Origin of the sequence: Nocardioides jensenii JCM 1364 = NBRC 14755 (assembly GCF_001552535.1) — a bacterium.
Classification (GTDB): Bacteria; Actinomycetota; Actinomycetes; order Propionibacteriales; family Nocardioidaceae; genus Nocardioides; species Nocardioides jensenii.
In genome coordinates, this window is sequence record NZ_BCRJ01000032.1 from 1 (window position 1) to 19774 (window position 19774).

The 19774-nt window shown below is 68.7% G+C and carries 18 protein-coding genes; 13 read left to right on the forward strand and 5 right to left on the reverse strand.

The annotated features are described in order from the left end of the window. Nucleotides 1–700 precede the first annotated feature (700 nt). The gene (locus tag NJ4_RS27155) at nt 701–805 is read left to right on the forward strand and encodes an LPXTG cell wall anchor domain-containing protein (protein ID WP_407668052.1); all 105 of its coding nucleotides are present in this window, start codon (nt 701–703) and stop codon (nt 803–805) included. 38 nt (nt 806–843) lie between these two features. On the opposite strand, the gene NJ4_RS08760 is transcribed toward NJ4_RS27155, so the two are convergent. Continuing rightward, the gene (locus NJ4_RS08760; protein ID WP_322787613.1) at nt 844–1518 is read right to left on the reverse strand and encodes an MBL fold metallo-hydrolase; all 675 of its coding nucleotides are present in this window, start codon (nt 1516–1518) and stop codon (nt 844–846) included. Next, on the reverse strand, nt 1509–2183 hold the full coding sequence (locus NJ4_RS08765; RefSeq protein WP_067433180.1) for a maleylpyruvate isomerase family mycothiol-dependent enzyme: 675 nt from the start codon (nt 2181–2183) through the stop codon (nt 1509–1511). Before NJ4_RS08765 ends, NJ4_RS08760 begins: the two co-directional genes overlap by 10 nt. 153 nt (nt 2184–2336) lie before the next feature. Here NJ4_RS08765 and uvrA point away from each other — a divergent pair, with 153 nt between their 5' ends. The 12 genes from uvrA to NJ4_RS08825 all read left to right on the forward strand — a co-directional run bounded on the left by uvrA (nt 2337) and on the right by NJ4_RS08825 (nt 15042). Next, entirely contained in the window at nt 2337–5345 is a 3009-nt protein-coding gene (gene uvrA / locus NJ4_RS08770) for an excinuclease ABC subunit UvrA (RefSeq protein WP_067433183.1), read from the forward strand. A gap of 79 nt (nt 5346–5424) precedes the next feature. Next, nucleotides 5425–5892 (forward strand): Rieske (2Fe-2S) protein, encoded by a 468-nt coding sequence (locus NJ4_RS08775; protein WP_067433188.1) that lies wholly within the window; start codon nt 5425–5427, stop codon nt 5890–5892. A 46-nt stretch (nt 5893–5938) separates the two neighbouring features. Continuing rightward, nucleotides 5939–6349, forward strand: a complete 411-nt coding sequence (locus NJ4_RS08780) for a Rieske (2Fe-2S) protein (protein ID WP_082748309.1) — start codon at nt 5939–5941, stop codon at nt 6347–6349. 63 nt (nt 6350–6412) lie between these two features. Continuing rightward, complete coding sequence (gene uvrC, locus NJ4_RS08785) at nt 6413–8395, forward strand: excinuclease ABC subunit UvrC (protein WP_067433192.1); 1983 nt, start codon at nt 6413–6415, stop codon at nt 8393–8395. Nucleotides 8396–8400: 5 nt separating this feature from the next. Next, on the forward strand, nt 8401–9282 hold the full coding sequence (rapZ, locus tag NJ4_RS08790; RefSeq protein ID WP_281178271.1) for an RNase adapter RapZ: 882 nt from the start codon (nt 8401–8403) through the stop codon (nt 9280–9282). Next, nucleotides 9279–10256 carry a gluconeogenesis factor YvcK family protein gene (locus NJ4_RS08795; protein ID WP_067433198.1) on the forward strand — a complete coding sequence of 326 codons (978 nt, stop codon included), beginning with the start codon at nt 9279–9281 and terminating at the stop codon, nt 10254–10256. The genes rapZ and NJ4_RS08795 overlap by 4 nt, the downstream gene beginning before the upstream one ends. A gap of 11 nt (nt 10257–10267) precedes the next feature. After that, nucleotides 10268–11254, forward strand: coding sequence for a DNA-binding protein WhiA (whiA, locus tag NJ4_RS08800; protein WP_067433200.1), 987 nt, complete (start codon nt 10268–10270; stop codon nt 11252–11254). A 92-nt stretch (nt 11255–11346) separates the two neighbouring features. Beyond that, the gene (gene gap / locus NJ4_RS08805; RefSeq protein WP_067433203.1) at nt 11347–12354 is read left to right on the forward strand and encodes a type I glyceraldehyde-3-phosphate dehydrogenase; all 1008 of its coding nucleotides are present in this window, start codon (nt 11347–11349) and stop codon (nt 12352–12354) included. 30 nt (nt 12355–12384) lie between these two features. Continuing rightward, nucleotides 12385–13599, forward strand: a complete 1215-nt coding sequence (locus tag NJ4_RS08810; RefSeq protein WP_067433206.1) for a phosphoglycerate kinase — start codon at nt 12385–12387, stop codon at nt 13597–13599. Between the two features lie 30 nt (nt 13600–13629). Beyond that, a complete protein-coding gene (gene tpiA, locus NJ4_RS08815) occupies nt 13630–14400 on the forward strand; it encodes a triose-phosphate isomerase (RefSeq protein ID WP_067433230.1) in 771 nt (256 codons plus the stop codon). A gap of 30 nt (nt 14401–14430) precedes the next feature. Further along, entirely contained in the window at nt 14431–14670 is a 240-nt protein-coding gene (secG, locus tag NJ4_RS08820; protein ID WP_067433209.1) for a preprotein translocase subunit SecG, read from the forward strand. Nucleotides 14671–14682: 12 nt separating this feature from the next. Further along, a complete protein-coding gene (locus NJ4_RS08825) occupies nt 14683–15042 on the forward strand; it encodes an RNA polymerase-binding protein RbpA (protein ID WP_082748311.1) in 360 nt (119 codons plus the stop codon). 87 nt (nt 15043–15129) lie between these two features. Here the strand turns inward: NJ4_RS08825 and NJ4_RS08830 are convergent, their stop codons facing one another. The 3 genes from NJ4_RS08830 to NJ4_RS08840 all read right to left on the reverse strand — a co-directional run. Continuing rightward, on the reverse strand, nt 15130–16515 hold the full coding sequence (locus NJ4_RS08830; RefSeq protein WP_067433218.1) for a metallopeptidase TldD-related protein: 1386 nt from the start codon (nt 16513–16515) through the stop codon (nt 15130–15132). Continuing rightward, a complete protein-coding gene (locus NJ4_RS08835; RefSeq protein WP_067433221.1) occupies nt 16512–18041 on the reverse strand; it encodes a TldD/PmbA family protein in 1530 nt (509 codons plus the stop codon). The genes NJ4_RS08830 and NJ4_RS08835 overlap by 4 nt, the downstream gene beginning before the upstream one ends. Before the next feature lie 31 nt (nt 18042–18072). Next, on the reverse strand, nt 18073–19774 hold a 1702-nt coding region (locus NJ4_RS08840), incomplete at its 5' end, for an SbcC/MukB-like Walker B domain-containing protein (protein ID WP_281178272.1).

Consider the following 19774-nt stretch of genomic DNA (forward strand, 5'->3'; position numbering starts at 1 on the left):
CACCGATCCCGGTGACGGCACCGACCCCGGTGACGGCACCGACCCCGGTGACAGCACGAACCCCGGTGACAGCACGAACCCCGGTGACAGCACGAACCCCGGTGACAGCACCGACAGCCAGTCCGCGCCCGTTCTGGACACCCAGGTGACTGTTCCCCACGTTGCAACCCTCAAGGCTGGCTCAACGGATGGATTGCGAATCCAGGCCCTGCCGGGCGATGAAGGCCCGGGCGACGGGTCCGACGACCCCAGCGGTGACGGTGAAGGTGACGGCGACGTGGGTGATCAGCCCACGGGTCCGTCGTCCCAAGAGCTTGAGCTACCGATCCCTGGACTCGGCACAGTGGCCATCGAGACCGGCTCTGAGACCTTGGACAAGGTCCTTGGCGACGATTCCACCCAGGGCCAGGGCGACTCGGTCGCGATCAGCACAAGCGTCGCTGGGACGTCGGCTGGTGTCAGCCTGTCTACGGGTGCATCCGCTCCTCAGTCGGGAGACGGCGCCAAGCCCGACCCGGGTGACGGCGACGGCGACGGCGATCAGTCCGACGACCCAACCGATGATGGTGGCGGCGACTCCACGACTGGCCCTGGGGACCCCACGACGCCCGACGACGCGGTGCCCGGTCCGGACGCGACGTCGACCGGAGTCGACACGACAGCGTCCGATGTCAGTGCCCGGACGGATGTCAGGGACCAGGTGCTTCCCAACACGGGCGGCGGCTCCGCCTGGGCCCCGATGCTCGGCCTGTTGATGCTGATGGGGGGTCTGATTCTGCTCAGGCGCTCACGGCAGACACGCTGAGCGAGGCGGTGGGGGTGGGATCATCGGGGGTCCCACCCCTACCAGCCGCGATCACGCCATTCGGCGAGGTGCGGTCGCTCGTTGCCGAGCTGACCGTCCTTTCCATGTCCGGGATAGAACCACGTCTCATCGGGGAGTCGGTCGAAGATCTGTGTCGTGACCTGTTCGATGAGGGTTGCGAACGCCTGGGCGTCACCGAACGTGGCACCGACGCCGCCGGGAAAGAGCGAGTCACCGGTGAACAGGTGCGGGTGACCATCAGGGTCGTCGTACAGCAGGGCGATGGAGCCCGGCGTGTGGCCTGCGACCGCGATGACCTCGAGGCTGCACCGGCCCAGGGGGACGACGTCCCCGTGCTGCAGACGGTAGGTCACCTCGACACCGGTCTGGTCCGTGATCGCATCCGCATCCGGTGCCCCCGCCGACACCGGGGCACCGGTCGCGGCGACGACATCCGCCAGGGCCCGGTGGTGGTCCCAGTGCTGGTGCGTGGTGACCACCGAGCCCAGCCGGCCGTCACACAACTGGAGAATCGCGGCGCTGTCATCCGCGGCGTCGATGAGCAGTTGCTCACCGCTCTCGCGACACGTGAGCAGATAGCAGTTGTTGGCCATCTTCTCGTCGACGGCCAACTTCGCAATCGTGAGATGGGAGAGCTCGCGGACGACCGCGGGGTCGCCGGGCGTCACGTCACCGGTGTAAGTCATCGCCATGGGCCCAGCGTAGGCAGATCTCCCGTGAGACCCACGCCGCCACCTCTCCCGAGCATCCACCAGGCCAGGTCGTGCCGGGTGCCGGTGATCACGGGGCCACCGGCACCGAGGGGAACGGGGCCTTCCGGTGTCTCGAGGGTGAGGTCAACCTGTTCGGTCCGGAATCGCACGATCCCGTCGAACACGTACGCCGTGAACTCGGGAGTCCAGTCCGCCGGGCCATGGCCGGCGTCGAGATCGCCGTGGTGGATCTCCACCTCACGCCACCTGGCCCCGATGGCATCGGCGACGGAGAGGACGGGTCCACCCGGGACGCGCTCGAAGGTCGGGGTCAGGTCGGTCAGGTCCTCGGTGGCCTCCCGCCAACGACCGCAGGCGTCGAAGGTGAACTCGCGCAACTGGTCAGCGGTCATGGCAGCCGCGGCGCCGATGTCGGCGTCACGCTGCTCGCTCGAGTCGTAGACCGGCGTCGGACGGGCGTGGACGGCACCCTCGATGGCGCGTTCGAACCCCAGTGCGTTGAGAGCCAGGTGCGCCACCACATGAGCCCGCGTCCATTCCGGCAGCAGACTCGGCCCCGCCAGCTGTTCGGCGGTGAGCCCGTCGACGGTGCGCAGCAAGGCGTCAGTGGCGTCATACACGTGGAGGAGCCGGTCACGGTCCATGTCTGCCTTGTCTTCTGCCCTGTTGTCCGGTTGCGATGTGACCGAGCCTAGCCCGGGCAGTCTGGGGCCTGCAGTGCTCCACATCCTCGAAGTTCTCGATGACACAGCCGTGTGACCACGAACACTTGTTCGAACACCGGGTAGGGTGTTCGCGTGGCTGACCAACTCATCATCCGTGGCGCACGCGAGCACAACCTGAAGGACGTCTCGCTCGACCTCCCGCGCGATGCGCTCATCGTGTTCACCGGACTGTCCGGTTCGGGCAAGTCGAGTCTGGCCTTCGACACCATCTTCGCCGAGGGGCAACGTCGGTACGTCGAGTCGCTCTCGGCGTACGCCCGCCAGTTCCTGGGCCAGATGGACAAGCCGGACGTCGACTTCATCGAGGGCCTCAGCCCCGCGGTGTCGATCGACCAGAAGTCCACGTCGAAGAACCCGCGATCGACGGTCGGCACGATCACCGAGGTCTACGACTACCTGCGCCTGCTCTACGCCCGCGCCGGTCGCCCGCACTGCCCCGTGTGCGGTTCGCCGATCGAGCGGCAGACCCCGCAACAGATCGTCGACCGTCTCATGGGCTTCGACGAGGGCACTCGCTTCCAGGTGCTGGCCCCGGTGATCCGTGGACGCAAGGGTGAGTACGTCGAGCTGTTCCGCTCGCTCCAGTCCCAGGGATACAGCCGGGCCCGGGTCGACGGCGAGACCAACACCCTCGACGCACTCCTCGAGGGACCGACCCTGAGCAAGCAGAAGAAGCACACGATCGAGGTGGTGATCGACCGCCTCGCCGTCAAGGAGTCGGCCAAGCGTCGCCTGACCGACTCGGTGGAGACCGCTCTGGGTCTGGCCGGGGGACTGGTGCTGATCGACTTCGTCGACCGGGACGCGAAGGACCCGCACCGCGAGATGCGGTTCTCCGAGAAGATGGCCTGCCCCAACGAGCACTCCCTCGACACCGACGACCTCGAACCCCGCTCGTTCTCGTTCAACTCGCCGTTCGGTGCCTGCCCCACGTGCTCCGGCCTCGGCACCCGCATGGAGGTCGATCCTGAGCTGGTCATCGCCGACCCCGGTGCCACCCTGGGGGAGGGCGTCATCCAGCCATGGAGCGGCGCCCATGTCGCCGACTACTTCCTGCGTCTCCTGGGTGCCCTCGGCGATGAGCTCGGCTTCGACCTCAACACGCCCTGGCAGAAGCTCTCCCCGCAACTGCAGACGATCATCCTCGACGGGCACCCGACCAAGGTGCACGTGCGCAGCAAGAACCGCTACGGCCGCGAACGCTCCTACTACGCGGCGTACGAAGGCGTGCGCCCCTACATCGAGCGCCGCCACAAGGAAGCCGAGACCGACACCAGTCGAGACCGGTTCGAGGGCTTCATGCGTGAGGTCCCCTGCCCGGCGTGCCTGGGCAGCCGGCTCAAGCCGGTGTCGATGGCGGTGACGCTCGGCCCCCGCGACGCCAGCGGTTCGGGCAGGGGTGGCCTCAACATCGCCGAGGTCTGCGCGCTGCCGATCAACGAGGCTGCCGACCACCTCCGCAGCCTCGACCTCTCCGTTCGTGAGCGACAGATCGGCGAGCGGGTGCTCAAGGAGATCCAGGAGCGGCTCAACTTCCTGCTCGACGTCGGCCTCGACTACCTCACCCTTGACCGCCCGTCCGGTTCGCTCTCCGGCGGCGAGGCCCAGCGCATCCGGCTCGCCACCCAGATCGGCGCCGGCCTCGTCGGCGTGCTCTACGTGCTCGACGAGCCCTCGATCGGCCTGCACCAACGCGACAACCATCGCCTCATCGAGACGCTGTTGCGGTTGAAGAACCTCGGCAACACGCTGATCGTGGTCGAGCACGACGAAGACACCATCCGCGCGGCCGACTGGGTGGTCGACATCGGCCCCGGCGCCGGCGAGCACGGAGGACAGGTCGTCGTCTCTGGCACCGTCGATGACCTGCTCAACCACGCTGACTCGTCCACCGGCGCCTATCTGTCGGGCCGCCGCGAGATCCCCGTCCCGCCTGTACGACGACCGCGCACGAAGGGCCGCGCGTTGACCGTGCACGGCGCTCACGAGCACAACCTCCAGGACGTCACCGTCGACTTCCCGCTCGGCGTGTTCTGCGCGGTCACCGGAGTGTCGGGCTCGGGCAAGTCGACGCTGGTCAACGACATCCTCTACACGTCGCTGGCCAAGCAGATCTACAACGCCCGCACGGTCCCCGGTCGGCACCGCAAGATCAGCGGCACCGAGAACGTCGACAAGGTCATCCACGTCGACCAGTCGCCGATCGGCCGCACGCCGCGGTCCAACCCGGCGACGTACACCGGGGTCTTCGACCACATCCGCAAACTCTTCGCGAGCACCCCCGAGGCCAAGATGCGGGGCTACCTCCAGGGTCGGTTCTCGTTCAACGTCAAGGGCGGCCGCTGCGAGGCCTGCTCCGGTGACGGCACGATCAAGATCGAGATGAACTTCCTGCCCGACGTCTACGTGCCGTGCGAGGTCTGCCACGGCGCGCGTTACAACCGCGAGACGCTCGAGGTGCACTACAAGGGCAAGACCATCGCCGAAGTGCTCGACATGCCGATCGAGGAGGCAGCCGACTTCTTCGCCGCGGTGCCCGCGATCGCCCGGCACATGAAAACCCTGTGTGAGGTGGGGCTCGGCTACGTGCGGCTCGGTCAGCCCGCAACCACGCTGTCGGGTGGTGAGGCCCAACGCGTCAAGCTCTCCAGTGAGCTGCAGAAGCGTTCCACCGGTCGCACGGTCTACGTGCTCGACGAGCCGACCACAGGACTGCACTTCGAGGACATCCGCAAACTGCTCCTGGTGCTCGGACGACTGGTCGACCAGGGCAACACGGTCCTGGTGATCGAGCACAACCTCGACGTCATCAAGACCGCCGACTGGCTGGTCGACATGGGGCCTGAGGGTGGTTCGCGGGGCGGCATGGTGGTGGCCACCGGCACACCCGAGGACGTGGCCGCCAACCCGGCCAGCTACACCGGGTCGTTCCTGGCGCCGCTCCTCGGCGTGACGCCGGGGGAGAAGGCCAAGCCTGCCCGCAAGCCGGGTGCCGGCAGGGTCGCGGCATCGAACGCGGTCACGAGGAAGACAGCCGCCAAGAAGACAGCTCCGCGCAAGCGCGCCACCAAGAAGACATGAGCTGCGGCTCACAGGCATTCTTCAGGTAGTTGCGGTTTCATTGACCTTGACCACTGAGCCTTCTCGAGGAGTGCCCGCCATGCAGTCACCCGCACGCATGTCCCGTCGCCATGCGCTCGGCGGTCTTGCCGCTGGGCTGTCCCTACCCGTTCTCGCTGCCTGCGGCAGCGACGACGGGGACGACACCCAGGCAACCGACGACGACACGACGGTGACCCAGCTCTCCGACCCTCCGTCGTCTGCCTCGGGCCAGTCGAGCGCGACGGCACCCGAGTCGCTCGTGGCCACCGCTGATGTGCCGGTCGGCAGCGGTGTGATCCTCGACGAGCTCGTGGTCACGCAGCCGGTCAAGGGTGAGTTCAAGGCCTTCTCGGCCACCTGCACCCATCAGGGGTGCAAGGTCTCCGACATCGACACCAGCATCCACTGCGCCTGTCACGGGAGCCAGTTCTCCATCACCGACGGCTCGGTCGAGAACGGCCCGGCCACCAGCCCGCTGCCGGAGGAGACCGTGACCGTCGCCGGCGGACAGATCACCGCATCCTGAGCCCGTCCGTCTGCCTCACCCGCCCACCTGCCGTGAAGGAACTTCCTTGACCGTCCATGCCTGCCTCAGCCGCCGCCACGTCCTCGGTGGTGCCGTCGCCTTCGGTGCCTGCGGCCCGCTGCTCGTGGCCTGCGGCGCCGACGAGGACCCGCCTGCCGAGGTCCCCGACGCCGGCACCCAGCTCGCCGGCACCAGTGAGGTGCCGGTGGGTGGGGGAGTGATCCTGAAGAACCAGAACGTCGTGCTGACGCAGCCGACGAAGGGGGAGTTCAAGGCGTTCGAGGCAACCTGCACGCACGCCGGGTGCACCGTGACCTCGGTCTCCACGACGATCACGTGCAGCTGCCACGGCAGCCAGTTCGAGCTCGCGGACGGCTCGGTCACCCATGGGCCGGCCACCGCCGCCCTGCCTGCGGTGAAGATCACCGTCGACGGCACCTCGATTCTCACCGCCTGACCACAACCGTCTGATGGCAACCACGTGACCGGGGTTGTCTGCGATGACACGTAGGGTTGTCACGTGGCTGATCCGTCGTCGTACCGTCCCCGATCCGGGTCGATCCCGACCCAGCCGGGGGTCTACCGGTTCCGTGACCCGAAGGGCCGGGTCGTCTACGTCGGCAAGGCCAAGAACCTGCGGTCCCGCCTCTCGTCGTACTTCCAGGACATCGCCAACCTGCACCCGCGTACGGCGACCATGGTGACCACCGCGGCCAGCGTCGAGTGGACCGTGGTCAACACCGAGGTCGAGGCCCTCCAGCTCGAATACTCCTGGATCAAGGAGTACGACCCGCGCTTCAACGTGAAGTACCGCGACGACAAGTCCTACCCGTGGCTCGCGGTGACCCTGGGCGAGGAGTTCCCACGGGTGATGGTCGGGCGTGGCGCCAAGAAGAAGGGCACCCGCTACTTCGGGCCCTACGGGCACGCCTGGGCCATCCGCGAGACGGTCGACCTGCTGTTGCGCGTCTTTCCGATGCGTTCGTGCAGCAACGGAGTCTTCAAGCGGTCGGCCCAGATCGGGCGGCCCTGCCTGCTGGGCTACATCGACAAGTGCGCGGCACCGTGCGTCGGCAACGTCACTGCCGAGGAGCACCGCGCCATCGTCGAGGACTTCTGCGACTTCATGGCCGGCCAGACCAGCGCCTTCGTGAAGCGCATCGAGAAGCAGATGTACGCCGCCTCGGAGGCACTCGACTTCGAGAAGGCTGCCCGGCTACGGGACGACCTCGGAGCCCTGAACAAGGCGCTCGAGAAACAGGCGGTGGTGCTCGGCGACGGCACGGACGCCGACGTGATCGCCCTGGCGGAGGACCCACTCGAGGTGGCCGTGCAGATCTTCCACGTCCGCGGCGGTCGGATCCGCGGCCAGCGGGGATGGGTGGCCGACCGCGTCGACGAGGGTGACACGGGTGATCTCGTCGAGACGTTCCTGCTCCAGCTCTACGGAGACGAGACCGGCGACGCGATCCCGCGAGAGGTGCTGGTGCCGGCCCTGCCGCCTGACCTCGACACCCTGGAGCAACTGCTCACCGAGCTGCGGGGGAGCCGGGTGGCGATCAGGGTGCCTCAACGCGGCGACAAGAAGACGCTCCAGGAGACGGTGGCGCGCAACGCCCTGCAGGCCCTGGGGCTGCACAAGACCAAACGGGCCAGCGACCTGACCACCCGCAACCGCGCACTCGAGGAGATCCAGGAGGCGCTCGAGCTCGACGACGTCCCCCTGCGCATCGAGTGCTACGACATCTCCAACCTGCAGGGCACCGAGGTGGTGGCCAGCATGGTGGTCTTTGAGGACGGACTGGCCCGTAAGGGGGAGTACCGCCGGTTCGTGATCAAGTCGGTGGAAGGGCAGAACGACGTCGCGTCCATGCACGAGGTGATCACCCGCCGGTTCCGTCGTCTCCTCGACGAGCAGGCAAGCTCCGTGGAGGCGCCGGGCGGCGAGGTCGGCCAGGGACCGATGCTGGTCGACCCGGAGACAGGTCGCCCGCGCAAGTTCGCCTACGCCCCGGGCCTCGTCGTGGTCGACGGTGGACCGCCCCAGGTCGCCGCTGCGATGGCGGCCATGTCCGAGCTGGGCATCACCGACATCCCCGTGTGCGGCCTGGCCAAGCGACTCGAGGAGGTCTGGGTGCCGGCCCAGGAGGACCCGGTCATCCTTCCGCGAACGAGTGAGGGGCTCTACCTGCTGCAGCGAGTGCGCGACGAGGCGCACCGGTTCGCGATCACGCACCACCGAGGCCGCAGATCGAAGACCATGGTCGAGAGCGCGCTCGACGACGTCCCCGGCCTGGGCGAGGTGCGCCGCAAGACCCTGATCAAGCATTTCGGCTCCCTGCGCAAGCTGCGTGCGGCCACGCTCGAGGAGCTCACCCAGGTCCCGGGAATCGGACCCGGCACCGCTTCGGCCATCCTGGATGCGGTCGGCGCCCGAACCGGACAGACTGTCTCCGTGAACACCGCGACCGGCGAGATCACCACTGACGTTGAGGAGAGCTGACACCCGTGTCCGATCAGGAACCAGCTGAACCCACCGGAGAGCTCGTCGTGGTCACGGGCATGACCGGCGCCGGCCGCAGCACCGCGGCCAAGGAGCTCGAGGACCTCGGCTACTTCGTGGTCGACAACCTCCCCCCGGCGCTCCTGCCGGACGTGGTCCATCTGGTCAACGAGAACGCTGGTCACGGGCAGCCGATCGCCGTGGTGATCGACGTACGCTCCGGGTCGTTCTTCGAGACGCTGCGCGCCAACCTCGCCCAACGGGCCCTGGGTCGGCGTACCACCCTGCTCTTCCTCGAGGCCGACGACAACGTGCTGGTCCGTCGCCAGGACGCGGCCCGGCGCCCACACCCCCTTCAGGAGGGCGGTCGTCTGATCGACGGTCTGCACCGCGAACGCGAGGTGCTCGCCGTGCTGCGCGGCAACGCCGACGTCCTGATCGACACCACCGATCTGAACGTCCACCAGCTCACCGACAAGGTGGCCGAGGCCTTCGGCGCGCCGCACGCGATGACCCTCAAGATCACCGTGGTCAGCTTCGGATTCAAGTACGGCATCCCCGTCGACGCCGACTTCATGGCCGACATGCGCTTCCTGCCCAACCCCTACTGGATCCCCGACCTGCGCCCGATGAACGGCCGCGACGAACCGGTCGCCGACTACGTCAAGTCCCGGCCCGATGCCCAGGAGTTCCTCGACGCCTACCTGCCGGTCATCGCCACCGTCGCCGCGGGCTACCTGCGCGAGGGCAAGCGCTTCATGACTGTCGCCATCGGCTGCACCGGGGGCAAGCACCGCAGCGTCGCGATGACCGAGGAGATCGCGGCTCGCCTGGTCGAGCAGGGGTACGACGCCCGTCCGCAACACCGCGACCTGGGCAACGAATGACCGGGGGCCCAACCACCCCCGACACCCCGCGCCTGCCCGTCTCGGTCGTCGCCCTCGGTGGCGGTCACGGCCTGCACGCGTCGCTCTCGGCCCTGCGTCGCGTGGTCGAGGACCTCACCGCGGTCGTGACTGTGGCCGACAACGGCGGCTCGTCCGGCAGGTTGCGCAGCGAATTCGGCGTCCTGCCGCCGGGGGACCTGCGGATGGCCCTGGCAGCCCTGTGCGGCGACGACGAGTGGGGCCAGACCTGGGCTCGTGTGCTGCAGCACCGCTTCGACAGCGACGGCGAGATGAAGGGCCACGTCGTCGGCAACCTGCTGATCGTGGGGCTCTGGGAACTCCTCGGTGGGCACGTCAACGGGCTCGAGTGGGTGGCCCGGCTCCTCGACGCCCGCGGACGGGTGCTGCCGATGGCGGTCACCCCGATGGACATCACTGCCGAGGTCCGCGGCCTCGACCCCGACCGGCCCGACGCCCGCGAACTGGTGCGAGGACAGGTCGAGGTCGCCACCACCTGCGGCACCCTCACCGGCATCCGGCTCGATCCCCCGGATCCCGAGGCCTGCCCCGAGGCGGTCGAGGCGGTCAACCACGCCGACTGGATCGTCCTCGGGCCCGGCAGCTGGTACACCTCGGTGATCCCCCACCTGATGGTGCCCGACCTGCGCCGCGCGCTCGTCGAGAGCGACGGCAAGGTGATCGTGGTGCTCAACCTCGAGGAACAGGCCGGCGAGACCGTCGGCTACCTGCCCGAGGACCTGCTCGGGGCACTCCTCGCGCATGCGCCCGACCTGCGACTGCACACCGTCCTCGTCGACCCCTCGACGGTCGCCGACGTCGACCTGCTGGAACAGGTCGTGGCCAGTGCCGGGGCCGAGCTCGTCGTCGCCGACGTGTCCATGGGCGACGGCACACCGCGTCACGACCCGAAAAAGCTGGCGGCCGCTTGTTCGCGGATCATGGGCGGTGTGTAAGGATCGGCCCCATGGCAATGACGGCACAGGTGAAGTCGGAGCTCGCCAGCACCCAGACCACCAAGACGTGCTGTCGCAAGGCGGAGGTCTCCACGACGCTGCGCTTCGCCGGCGGACTGCACATCGTCAGCGGCAAGATCGTGGTCGAGGCCGAGCTCGACACCGGTGCGGCGGCCCGGCGGCTGCGCACCGACATCGCCGAGATCTACGGCCACACGGCCGAGGTCGCGCTGGTCCAGGGCAACGGCATCCGCAAGGGGAGCCGCTACGTGCTCCGCGTGGTCAAGGACGGCGAGGCACTGGCTCGCCAGACCGGCCTGCTCGACCAGCGTGGCCGACCGGTGCGCGGCCTTCCGCCCCAGGTGGTCAGCGGCGGCGGTTGCGACGCCGTGGCTGCCTGGCGTGGCGCCTTCCTGGCCCACGGCTCCCTGACCGAGCCCGGACGCTCCTCGTCGCTCGAGGTGACCTGCCCCGGCCCCGAGGCCGCACTGGCGCTCGTCGGAGTGGCGCGTCGACTCGGCATCCAGGCCAAGGCCCGCGAGGTGCGCGGAGTCGACCGGGTTGTCATTCGTGACGGCGACGCCATCGGCGCCCTGCTGACCCGCCTCGGTGCCCACGAGACCCTGATGGCGTGGGAGGAACGGCGCATGCGCCGCGAGGTCCGCGCCACCGCGAACCGGCTGGCCAACTTCGACGACGCGAACCTTCGCCGATCGGCCAGGGCAGCCGTGGCCGCCGGCGCCCGCGTCGAACGCGCCCTCGAGATCCTCGGCGACGAGGTGCCCGATCACCTGCAGCTCGCCGGGCACCTTCGGCTCGAGCACAAGCAGGCCTCCCTCGAGGAGCTCGGGCAGTTGCACGACCCGGTGCTCACCAAGGACGCCATCGCCGGCCGAATCCGCCGGCTTCTGGCAATGGCCGACAAGCGGGCCGAGGAACTCGGCATCCCTGACACCGAGGCCTCGCTGACGCCCGACATGCTGGCCGAAGAGTCCTGACCCGCCACCCGCGCGTGTCCTGGGTCACAGCCAACGGATAGAGTTCCCGGCACCAGACGTTGTCGAGATTTTCCGTGAGGAAGTGGCTCAGCATGACAGTTCGGGTAGGGATCAACGGCTTCGGTCGAATCGGTCGCAACTTCTATCGAGCGGTCAGGGCGTCCGGCGCCGACATCGAAGTCGTGGCGGTCAACGACCTCACCGACAATGCCTCGCTCGCGCACCTGCTGAAGTTCGACACGATTCTCGGTCGCCTCGATGCCGAGGTGACCTCGACCGACGAGTCGATCACGGTCGGGGACTCGAGCTTCGTGGCGTTCGCCGAACGCGAGCCCGCCAACATCAAGTGGGGTGACTCCGGGGTTGACGTCGTGGTGGAGTCGACGGGATTCTTCACCGACGCCACCCAGGCCAGGGCCCATGTCGATGCCGGCGGTGCCAAGAAGGTGATCATCTCGGCGCCCGCGAAGAATGAGGACATCACGGTGGTGATGGGCGTCAACCACGAGGCGTACGACGCCAGTGCCCACACCGTCATCTCCAACGCATCATGCACGACGAACTGTCTCGCGCCGATGGCCAAGATCCTCAACGACGGAATCGGCATCGAGCGTGGGCTGATGACGACCATCCATGCCTACACCGCCGACCAGAACCTCCAGGACAACATCCACAAGGATCTGCGTCGGGCCCGTGCCGCGGCCCTGAACATCGTGCCGACCTCCACGGGTGCGGCCAAGGCTCTCGGCCTGGTGCTGCCCGAGTTGAAGGGCAAGCTCGACGGCTATGCCCTGCGGGTGCCGGTGCCGACGGGATCGGTGACCGACCTGACCTTCACCGCGTCGAAGGAGACCAGCGTCGAGGAGATCAACGCGCTGTTCAAGGCGGCCAGCGAGGGTGCGTTCTCTCGTTTCGTGACGTACTCGACCGACGAGATCGTCTCGTCGGATATCGTCACGGATCCGTCGTCGTGCACCTTCGACTCGCCCTTGACCAAGGTGATCGGTGACCAGGTCAAGGTCGTCGGCTGGTACGACAACGAATGGGGCTACTCCAACCGACTGGTCGACCTGATCGTCCACGTCGGCGCCTCGCTCTGACCCCCACCCGTTCAGCACAGGAAGACAGGCATGGCAGGCATCGACACGCTCACGTCCGAACTCGGCGGGAGCCTCGCCGGCAAGCGCATTCTGGTCCGGTCCGACCTCAACGTCCCCCTCGACGGCACCACGATCACCGACGACGGCCGCATCCGTGCGAGCGTGCCGACGATCAAGGCACTGGCCGAGGCCGGCGCACGCGTGGTCGTCACGGCTCACCTGGGCCGTCCGAAGGGTGCGCCCGACCCGGCGTACTCCCTGGCACCGGTGGCCGCGCGCCTCGAAGAGCTTCTCGGGGCCCGGGTCGCCTTCGCCACCGACACGGTGGGGGAGTCGGCGCGCGAGACCGTGGACGGCCTCGCCGACGGCGAGATCGCGGTCCTGGAGAACGTGCGCTTCAACGCCGGCGAGACCAGCAAGGACGACGCCGAGCGCGGGGACTTCGCCGACCAGCTGGCGGCCCTCGCCGACGGTTTCGTCAGCGACGGCTTCGGGGTCGTGCACCGCAAGCAGGCCTCGGTCTACGACGTGGCGATGCGGCTGCCCCACGCGATGGGCAACCTGGTTGCCGCCGAGATCGACGTCCTGCGCCGCCTGACCGACAGCCCCGACCGTCCCTATGTGGTGGTGCTCGGCGGGTCCAAGGTCTCCGACAAGCTCGGGGTCATCGACAACCTGCTGGACAAGGCCGACAAGCTGCTGATCGGCGGCGGCATGGTGTTCACCTTCCTCAAGGCACAGGGCCTCGAGGTGGGCAAGAGCCTCCTCGAGGACGACCAGCTCGATGTCTGCCGTGACTACACCGAGCGAGCCAAGGCCTCCGGCGTCGAGATCCTGCTGCCCACCGACATCGTTGTCGACACCGCCTTCCCGAGCGATGACCGGACCCCGCAGCCGCAGGTGGTCGCGGCCGACGCAATCCCCTCCGACGCTCTCGGCCTCGACATCGGCCCCGAGTCGGGTGCCGCCTTCGCGGCCGCGCTCGCCGACGCCCGCACCGTGTTCTGGAACGGGCCGATGGGGGTCTTCGAGGTCGACGAGTTCGCTGCCGGCACGCGTGCGGTCGCGGAGGCGCTGACCACGGTCGACGGACTCTCTGTCGTGGGCGGTGGCGACTCCGCTGCCGCCGTACGCCAGCTCGGCTTCGAGGAGTCGGCCTTCGGCCACATCTCGACCGGTGGCGGAGCCAGCCTCGAGTACCTCGAGGGCAAGGAACTTCCCGGCATCACCGTCCTCGAGAACTGAAGGAGCACCGTGGCCAAGCGCATCCCGCTGATGGCGGGCAACTGGAAGATGAACCTCAACCACCAGGAGGCAGTCGTCCTGGTGCAGAAGCTGGCGTGGACCCTGTCCGACAAGCGCCACGACTACACCAAGGTCGAGGTCGTGGTCGTTCCGCCGTTCACCGATCTCCGCTCGGTCCAGACACTCGTCGACGGCGACCGCCTGTCCGTGAAGTACGGCGCCCAGGACGTCTCCATGCACGACTCCGGCGCGTTCACCGGTGAGATCTCGGCCGCCATGTTGGCCAAGCTCGGCGTCTCCTACGTCGTGGTGGGTCACTCGGAGCGTCGCGAGCTGCACGGCGAGACCGACGCTGTGGTCAACGCCAAGGCGGTCAAGGCGATCGCTGCGGACATGACCCCGATCGTGTGCGTCGGTGAGGGGCTCGAGGTGCGGCAGTCCGGCGCTCAGGTCGAGCACACCCTGGCCCAGGTCGACGGATCCCTCGCCGGTCTCACCGCTGAGCAGGTTGCCGCCCTGGTCATCGCCTACGAACCGGTCTGGGCGATCGGCACCGGAGAGGTGGCCACGCCCGACGACGCGCAAGAGGTCTGTGCGGCGATCCGCAAGCGACTGGTCGAGGTGCACGGCGAGGCCGCCGGCGCCGCGTGCCGCATCCTGTACGGCGGCTCGGTGAAGGCGGCGAACATCGCCGGCATCATGGAGAAGCCCGACGTCGACGGTGCCCTGGTCGGAGGCGCCAGCCTGCAGGCTGACGAGTTCGGCGGCATCTGCCGGTTCTACGACATGCCGGTGCTGTGATCCCCGAAATCGTGAGTTAGTGTTGCCGCTGTGACTTTGATCTTCACCACACTCCTCGTGATCACCAGCCTGCTGCTGATCGCCATGGTCCTGCTGCACAAGGGCCGTGGCGGCGGACTGTCCGACATGTTCGGCGGCGGCGTCTCGAGCAGCCTGGGTGGCTCGTCGGTCGCCGAGCGCAACCTCGACCGGCTCACGGTCGGACTCGGTGTGATCTGGGCCGCGTGCATCATCGCGTTGGCCCTCCTGATGGCTTACAGCGGCGTCTGAGAGGGCTGAACCGTGGCTGGTGGAGGAAGCGCAATCAGGGGTAGCCGGGTCGGGGCCGGTCCCATGGGCGAGGCGGAGCGCGGTGATGCCGCCCCCCGTCAGAACATCACCTACTTCTGCTCCCACGACCACCGTTCGGTCGTGGCGTTCTCGGTCGAGGCGACAGTCCCCGACTCCTGGGACTGCCCCAAGTGCGGGCTGCCGGCCAGCCAGGACTCCGAGAACCCGCCGCCGGCTCCCAAGATCGAGCCCTACAAGACCCACCTGGCCTACGTGAAGGAGCGGCGCTCCGACCAGGAAGCGGCCGACATCCTCGACGAGGCGGTCAAGCTGCTGCGCTCGCGCCGCAAGTCCGGTGACATCATTTTCTGAGCGCATTCCGCTGAGACAACGGTGTCAGAGCCGAGTCGTGGTCGTCGGGTCTCGTCGGGCCTGACTCCGTGACGCCTCGTCGGGCCGTCACTGGGCCTGCGACACGCTCGACATGTTGAAGTCGGGCACGCGCAAGGCGGGCATCGCGGTGCGAGAGAAGTAGTCCTCGCCCCACTCGCGGCTCAGTGTCGGCACGGTCGCCGAGGCGTGGCTGAACCGGTTGAGCAGATCGATCGGGCTCTCGTTGAACCGGAAGTTGTTCACCGCACCCGTGACCTCGCCGTTCTCCACGAGGTAGACCCCGTCGCGGGTCAGGCCGGTCAGCAACAGGTTCTGCGGATCGACCTCACGGATGTACCACAAGCAGGTGAGCAGGAGACCGCGTTCGGTGCCGGCCACCATGTCGCTCACGTCGCCCGTGCCACCCTCCACCTCGAGCACGAGGTTGTCGATGCCCGGCGTCACGGGCTGTTCGGTCATCGAGGCCGAATGAGTGGTCTGGGTGAGGGCGGTCAGCTCACCACCCCGGATCCAGTCGGTCGGCTGCAGCTCACGTGCGTTGTCGAAGACGCTGGAGTTGTTGCCCGAGGACGACGCGACGACGTGGGGCGAGCACTCCAAGCCGGGGCACGTCGGGTCGCTGCGCAGTCGCACACGTGGATCGGCGATCCGCTCACCGATGCGGGTGCCGCCTCCGCGTCGCGAGTAGACCGACTGGCCCTCGTGCGCGACGCGGGCGCCGGCCTCCCAGTAGGCCTCCACGGCCAGGTCGGCCATCGCGGTAGGCGGCAGGATGGTGTCGTAACGGCCCGCAGGCAGCTCGATGCGACGCCGCGCCCACCCCAGACGCTCGGTCAACGCGGCGTCGAGGTCGAGCGCCGACACGTCACGGAAGTCGCGGGTCGCGCCACCCACCCAGGCACTGGTGGACAGGTCGGCGCTCTTGCCCGTGGCGCCGTAGTGCCCAGTGGGCTGCGCGTGGCGGAGGCGTACGCCGGTCGTCGACCCGAGGTAGGTCGTGACCATCTCGTGGGACACGAAGCCGTAGTGCACGCGTTGCTCGGCCTCGGCTCTGCCGAAGACCTCACCCAGCTGAGGCGCGAAATCGGAGAAGACCCCGATGGAGGTCTCGGCCGGCGGCTCGGTCCAGTCGCGGGCGACTGTGCCCTCGCTCAGGGGGTGTGCGTCCTCGGCGGGCGAGGCCGTCTCCGCTGCCAGGTCGGCGGACTCCACGAGCGCCCCGACCTGCTCGCGGGTGGTGGCCGTGCCGGTCACGGATGCGGTCGCGACGCCGTCGGCGCGATCCTGGAACGCGATCACCGTGAACGTGCCGCCGTGCATGACGCCGTTGGTCGTCAACGTGTTGTTGGCCCAGCGCAGGTTGGCCGCGGTCGAGACGTTCACGAACGCCACACAGTGGCTGCTCCGGCTGGTGGCCAGGGCGTGCTCGACAAGTTCTTGGGGGGTGGTCATGACTGTCCTGCCTCGTCGGTCGTGTTGAGGATGCGCACTCCGCGGAACAGTGACGTCGGGGCTCCGTGACTGACCGAGGCCACCTGCCCGGGCTGCGCCTTGCCGCAGTTGAACGCGCCGTGCAGCTGCCAGGTCTCAGGACCGCCGACGGCCTCGAGTGAGTTCCAGAAGTCGGTCGTGGTGGCCTGGTAGGCCGCGTCACGGACCTGGCCGGCGAGTCGGCCGTCCTCGATGCGGAAGAAGCGCTGCCCGGTGAACTGGAAGTTGAAACGCTGCATGTCGATGGACCAGGACTTGTCGCCCACGACGTAGAGCCCGCGCTCGACGCGGGCGATCAACTCCTCGGTGCTCGGCCCGCTCTGGGCAGGCTGCAGCGACACGTTCGCCATCCGCTGGATCGGGATGTGTCCGGGGGAGTCGGCGTAGGCGCAGCCGTTGGACCTCCCGTCGGGGCCGGCCAGCTTCGGGCTGCGGCCGGCGATCGGCCGGTCGAGCTGGTAGCCGACCAGCACTCCGTCGCGCACGAGCTCCCACTCCTGGGTGGCCACCCCCTCGTCGTCAAAGCCGACGGTGGCCAGGCCGTGCTCGACGGTGCGATCACCGGTCACGTTCATCGCGGGCGAGCCATATTGCAGGGAGCCGAGCTTGTCGGGGGTGGCGAAGGAGGTGCCGGCGTAGCTCGCCTCGTAGCCCATCGCCCGGTCGAGTTCGGTGGCGTGCCCGACGGACTCGTGGATCGTCAGCCACAGATTGGAGGGGTGGATCACCAGGTCGTAGGTGCCGGCCTCGACGCTCGGCGCCGCGAGCTTCTCTTCCAAGAGGTCGGGCACGTCGGCGAGCTCGGCGTCCCAGTCGTAGAGGTCGCCGACGGCGAACTCCCACCCACGACCGACCGGCGGTGCGATGCTGGCCATCGAGTCGAAGACCCCACTGGTCGGGTGGGAGCCCATGGCCTCGAAGTGCGGCTGCATCCGAATGCGCTGTTGCGTGGTCGTGGTCCCGGCCAGGTCCGCGTAGAACTTGTTCTCCTGGACCTGCTGGAGTGACGCGCTGGCGTGCTCCACGGCCCGGTGCCCGCGCAGCCGGTTGGTCCACTCCACCAACAGAGCCGACTTCTCGGCGGTGGGCACGTCGAACGGATTGATGTCGTAGGCGGAGACCCAGGTGACGTCGGCGTACGTCGGCTCGGGTGCGAGCACGATCGCGCGGCGGGTCATGCCTGCGGCGACCAGGGCGACCTGCACGGCCTCCTCGGCGACCCGGATGGCGTCGTCGGTGGTCAGCCGGATGCCGGAGGCGAAACCCCAGGCACCCTCGTGGACCACGCGCACCGCGAATCCGAGGTCGACGTGTTCGCTGGCATCCTGCAGGACGCCGTCACGAACCTCGAGATCCTGGTAGCGGACCCGCTCGAACCGGAAGTCGGCGTGGGTGACCCCGAAGTCCCTGACCCGGCGCAGCGCGGCATCCGCGAGTTTGCGGAAGGGGAGTCGGGTGAACGTGGGATCGATGCCTGACGCTGACATGCAGCCAACGTAGCGGACGGGTCTGACACCCTCAGCCTGCGGCACGCGTGATGGCGACCGACGAGCCGGTGCGATCCTTGGCGACGCTCAACTGGGTGGGGATGCGGCTGCGCATCTCGGCCACGTGGCTGACCACACCCACCACCCGACCGCCGTCTCGCAACGTGTCGAGGGTGTCCATGACATCGTCAAGAGTCTCGGAGTCGAGTGAGCCGAAGCCCTCGTCGACGAAGAGCGTGTCGAGCTCGGCACCGCCCGCCTCCTGGGTCACGACGTCGGCCAGGCCGAGGGCCAGGGCCAACGAGACCACGAACGTCTCACCCCCACTCAACGTGGCGGGATCACGGTGCTCGCCCGACCATTCGTCGAGCACCAGCAGGCTCAGGCCGCCGCGGCTCTCACCGGCACCCCGGCGACCGGTGTGCTCGAGTGAGTAGCGCTGGTCGCTCATGCGCAACAGACGCTCGTTGGCCGCGGCGACCACCTGGGTGAGTCGCCAGGCCAGCACGTAGGCCGACAGGCGCATGCGCAGCTCGTTGTCGGCGGACTTGCCCTCGACGAAGGCCGCCAGCTCGGCCGCCACGGCGTAGGCGGTGTGCAACGGGCGCCACGCCTCGAGTGTGGTCTCGAGCTGGGCACCGAGGTCGACGAGCCGCCTGGCACGAACCTCGCTGACCTGTGCTGCGCTGCGTGCTGCCCCCAGGTCGTCGAGCCGGGCGACGTGCAGCGCGTCGGCCGCGGCAGTGTCGCGGGCGGGCTGGAGCAGCGCGTCGGCGACCGCTGGGTCCTCGAGCACCGCACGGCTGGCCGAGAGCCGGGACTCGTGTCGCGCGATCTCCGACTCGAGTCGCTGCGCCTCACCGTCGGTCAGCACCGCGGTCAGTGCGTCGTCGGGGGCGGCGAAGTCGTGCTCGGCCAGCCACGCGCTCAGGTCGGCCTCGGCGTCGGCGGCTCGCTGGGTGGCCACCCTGCTGGCATGCTCGAGACGCAGTGCCGCCTCGCAGGCCTCGGCAAGGTGGTGTCGATCGGAGATCAGGGACGCGAGCTCGGAGTGTCCGGAACCGTCGAGCAACCCGTCAATCACGGTGGCGATGCGCTGGTGCTCGGCCTGGTCGGCATCGAGCTGCGTGCGGGTGGCGGCGAGCTCCACCCGGCACGACTCCAGGTCCGCCCGCGCAGCCTGCAGGCTGCGCTCCGCGAGGACCAGGGCTGCCTCGAGCTCGCCGCGGGCGCGGGCCCGGTTCGCAGCGGCGACGTGCGCCCGCTCGGTGGCGTCATGGGCGGCCAGGTCCTGTTCACGACTGGTCGTGCCCACCTCACGCTCGAGCAGCCCGAGGGTGGCGGTCAGCTCGTGCACCTTGAGGTCGTGGGCGGTGCGCTCTCCCTCGGCGTCGTCGAGGCGCCTGCGGGCCTCCTTCTCCGCCGTCGCGGTGGGCGCCCCCGGGGCGGGCTCCGCCTTGTGCGGGTGGTCGGCCGACCCGCAGACCGGGCAGGAGGCTCCCACGGCGAGGTCGGTGGCGATCTCGGCGGCCATGCCGCGGATGCGTGCCTCGCAGAGCTCCAGCCAGTGCTCCTTGAGGGCCTGGCAGACGTCGGTGTGCGAGCGACGCTGATCTCGGGCCGTCGCCAACTCGGTGCGCAGCGAGGCGATGCGGTCATGGGCTGCGAGCCGGGCGACGACGACGGCGACGTCTGCGGACAGGCGCTCGGCCTCGACGGCCGCCTCACGCGCC

Coding starts and splice junctions, on each gene's coding strand:
- NJ4_RS08760 (WP_322787613.1), bottom strand. CDS start 1,518: ATGGCGATGACTTACACCGGTGACGTGACGCCCGGCGACCCCGCGGTC.
- NJ4_RS08765 (WP_067433180.1), bottom strand. CDS start 2,183: ATGGACCGTGACCGGCTCCTCCACGTGTATGACGCCACTGACGCCTTG.
- NJ4_RS08775 (WP_067433188.1), top strand. CDS start 5,425: ATGCAGTCACCCGCACGCATGTCCCGTCGCCATGCGCTCGGCGGTCTT.
- NJ4_RS08795 (WP_067433198.1), top strand. CDS start 9,279: ATGACCGGGGGCCCAACCACCCCCGACACCCCGCGCCTGCCCGTCTCG.
- whiA (WP_067433200.1), top strand. CDS start 10,268: ATGGCAATGACGGCACAGGTGAAGTCGGAGCTCGCCAGCACCCAGACC.
- gap (WP_067433203.1), top strand. CDS start 11,347: ATGACAGTTCGGGTAGGGATCAACGGCTTCGGTCGAATCGGTCGCAAC.
- NJ4_RS08810 (WP_067433206.1), top strand. CDS start 12,385: ATGGCAGGCATCGACACGCTCACGTCCGAACTCGGCGGGAGCCTCGCC.
- tpiA (WP_067433230.1), top strand. CDS start 13,630: ATGGCGGGCAACTGGAAGATGAACCTCAACCACCAGGAGGCAGTCGTC.
- NJ4_RS08830 (WP_067433218.1), bottom strand. CDS start 16,515: ATGACCACCCCCCAAGAACTTGTCGAGCACGCCCTGGCCACCAGCCGG.
- NJ4_RS08835 (WP_067433221.1), bottom strand. CDS start 18,041: ATGTCAGCGTCAGGCATCGATCCCACGTTCACCCGACTCCCCTTCCGC.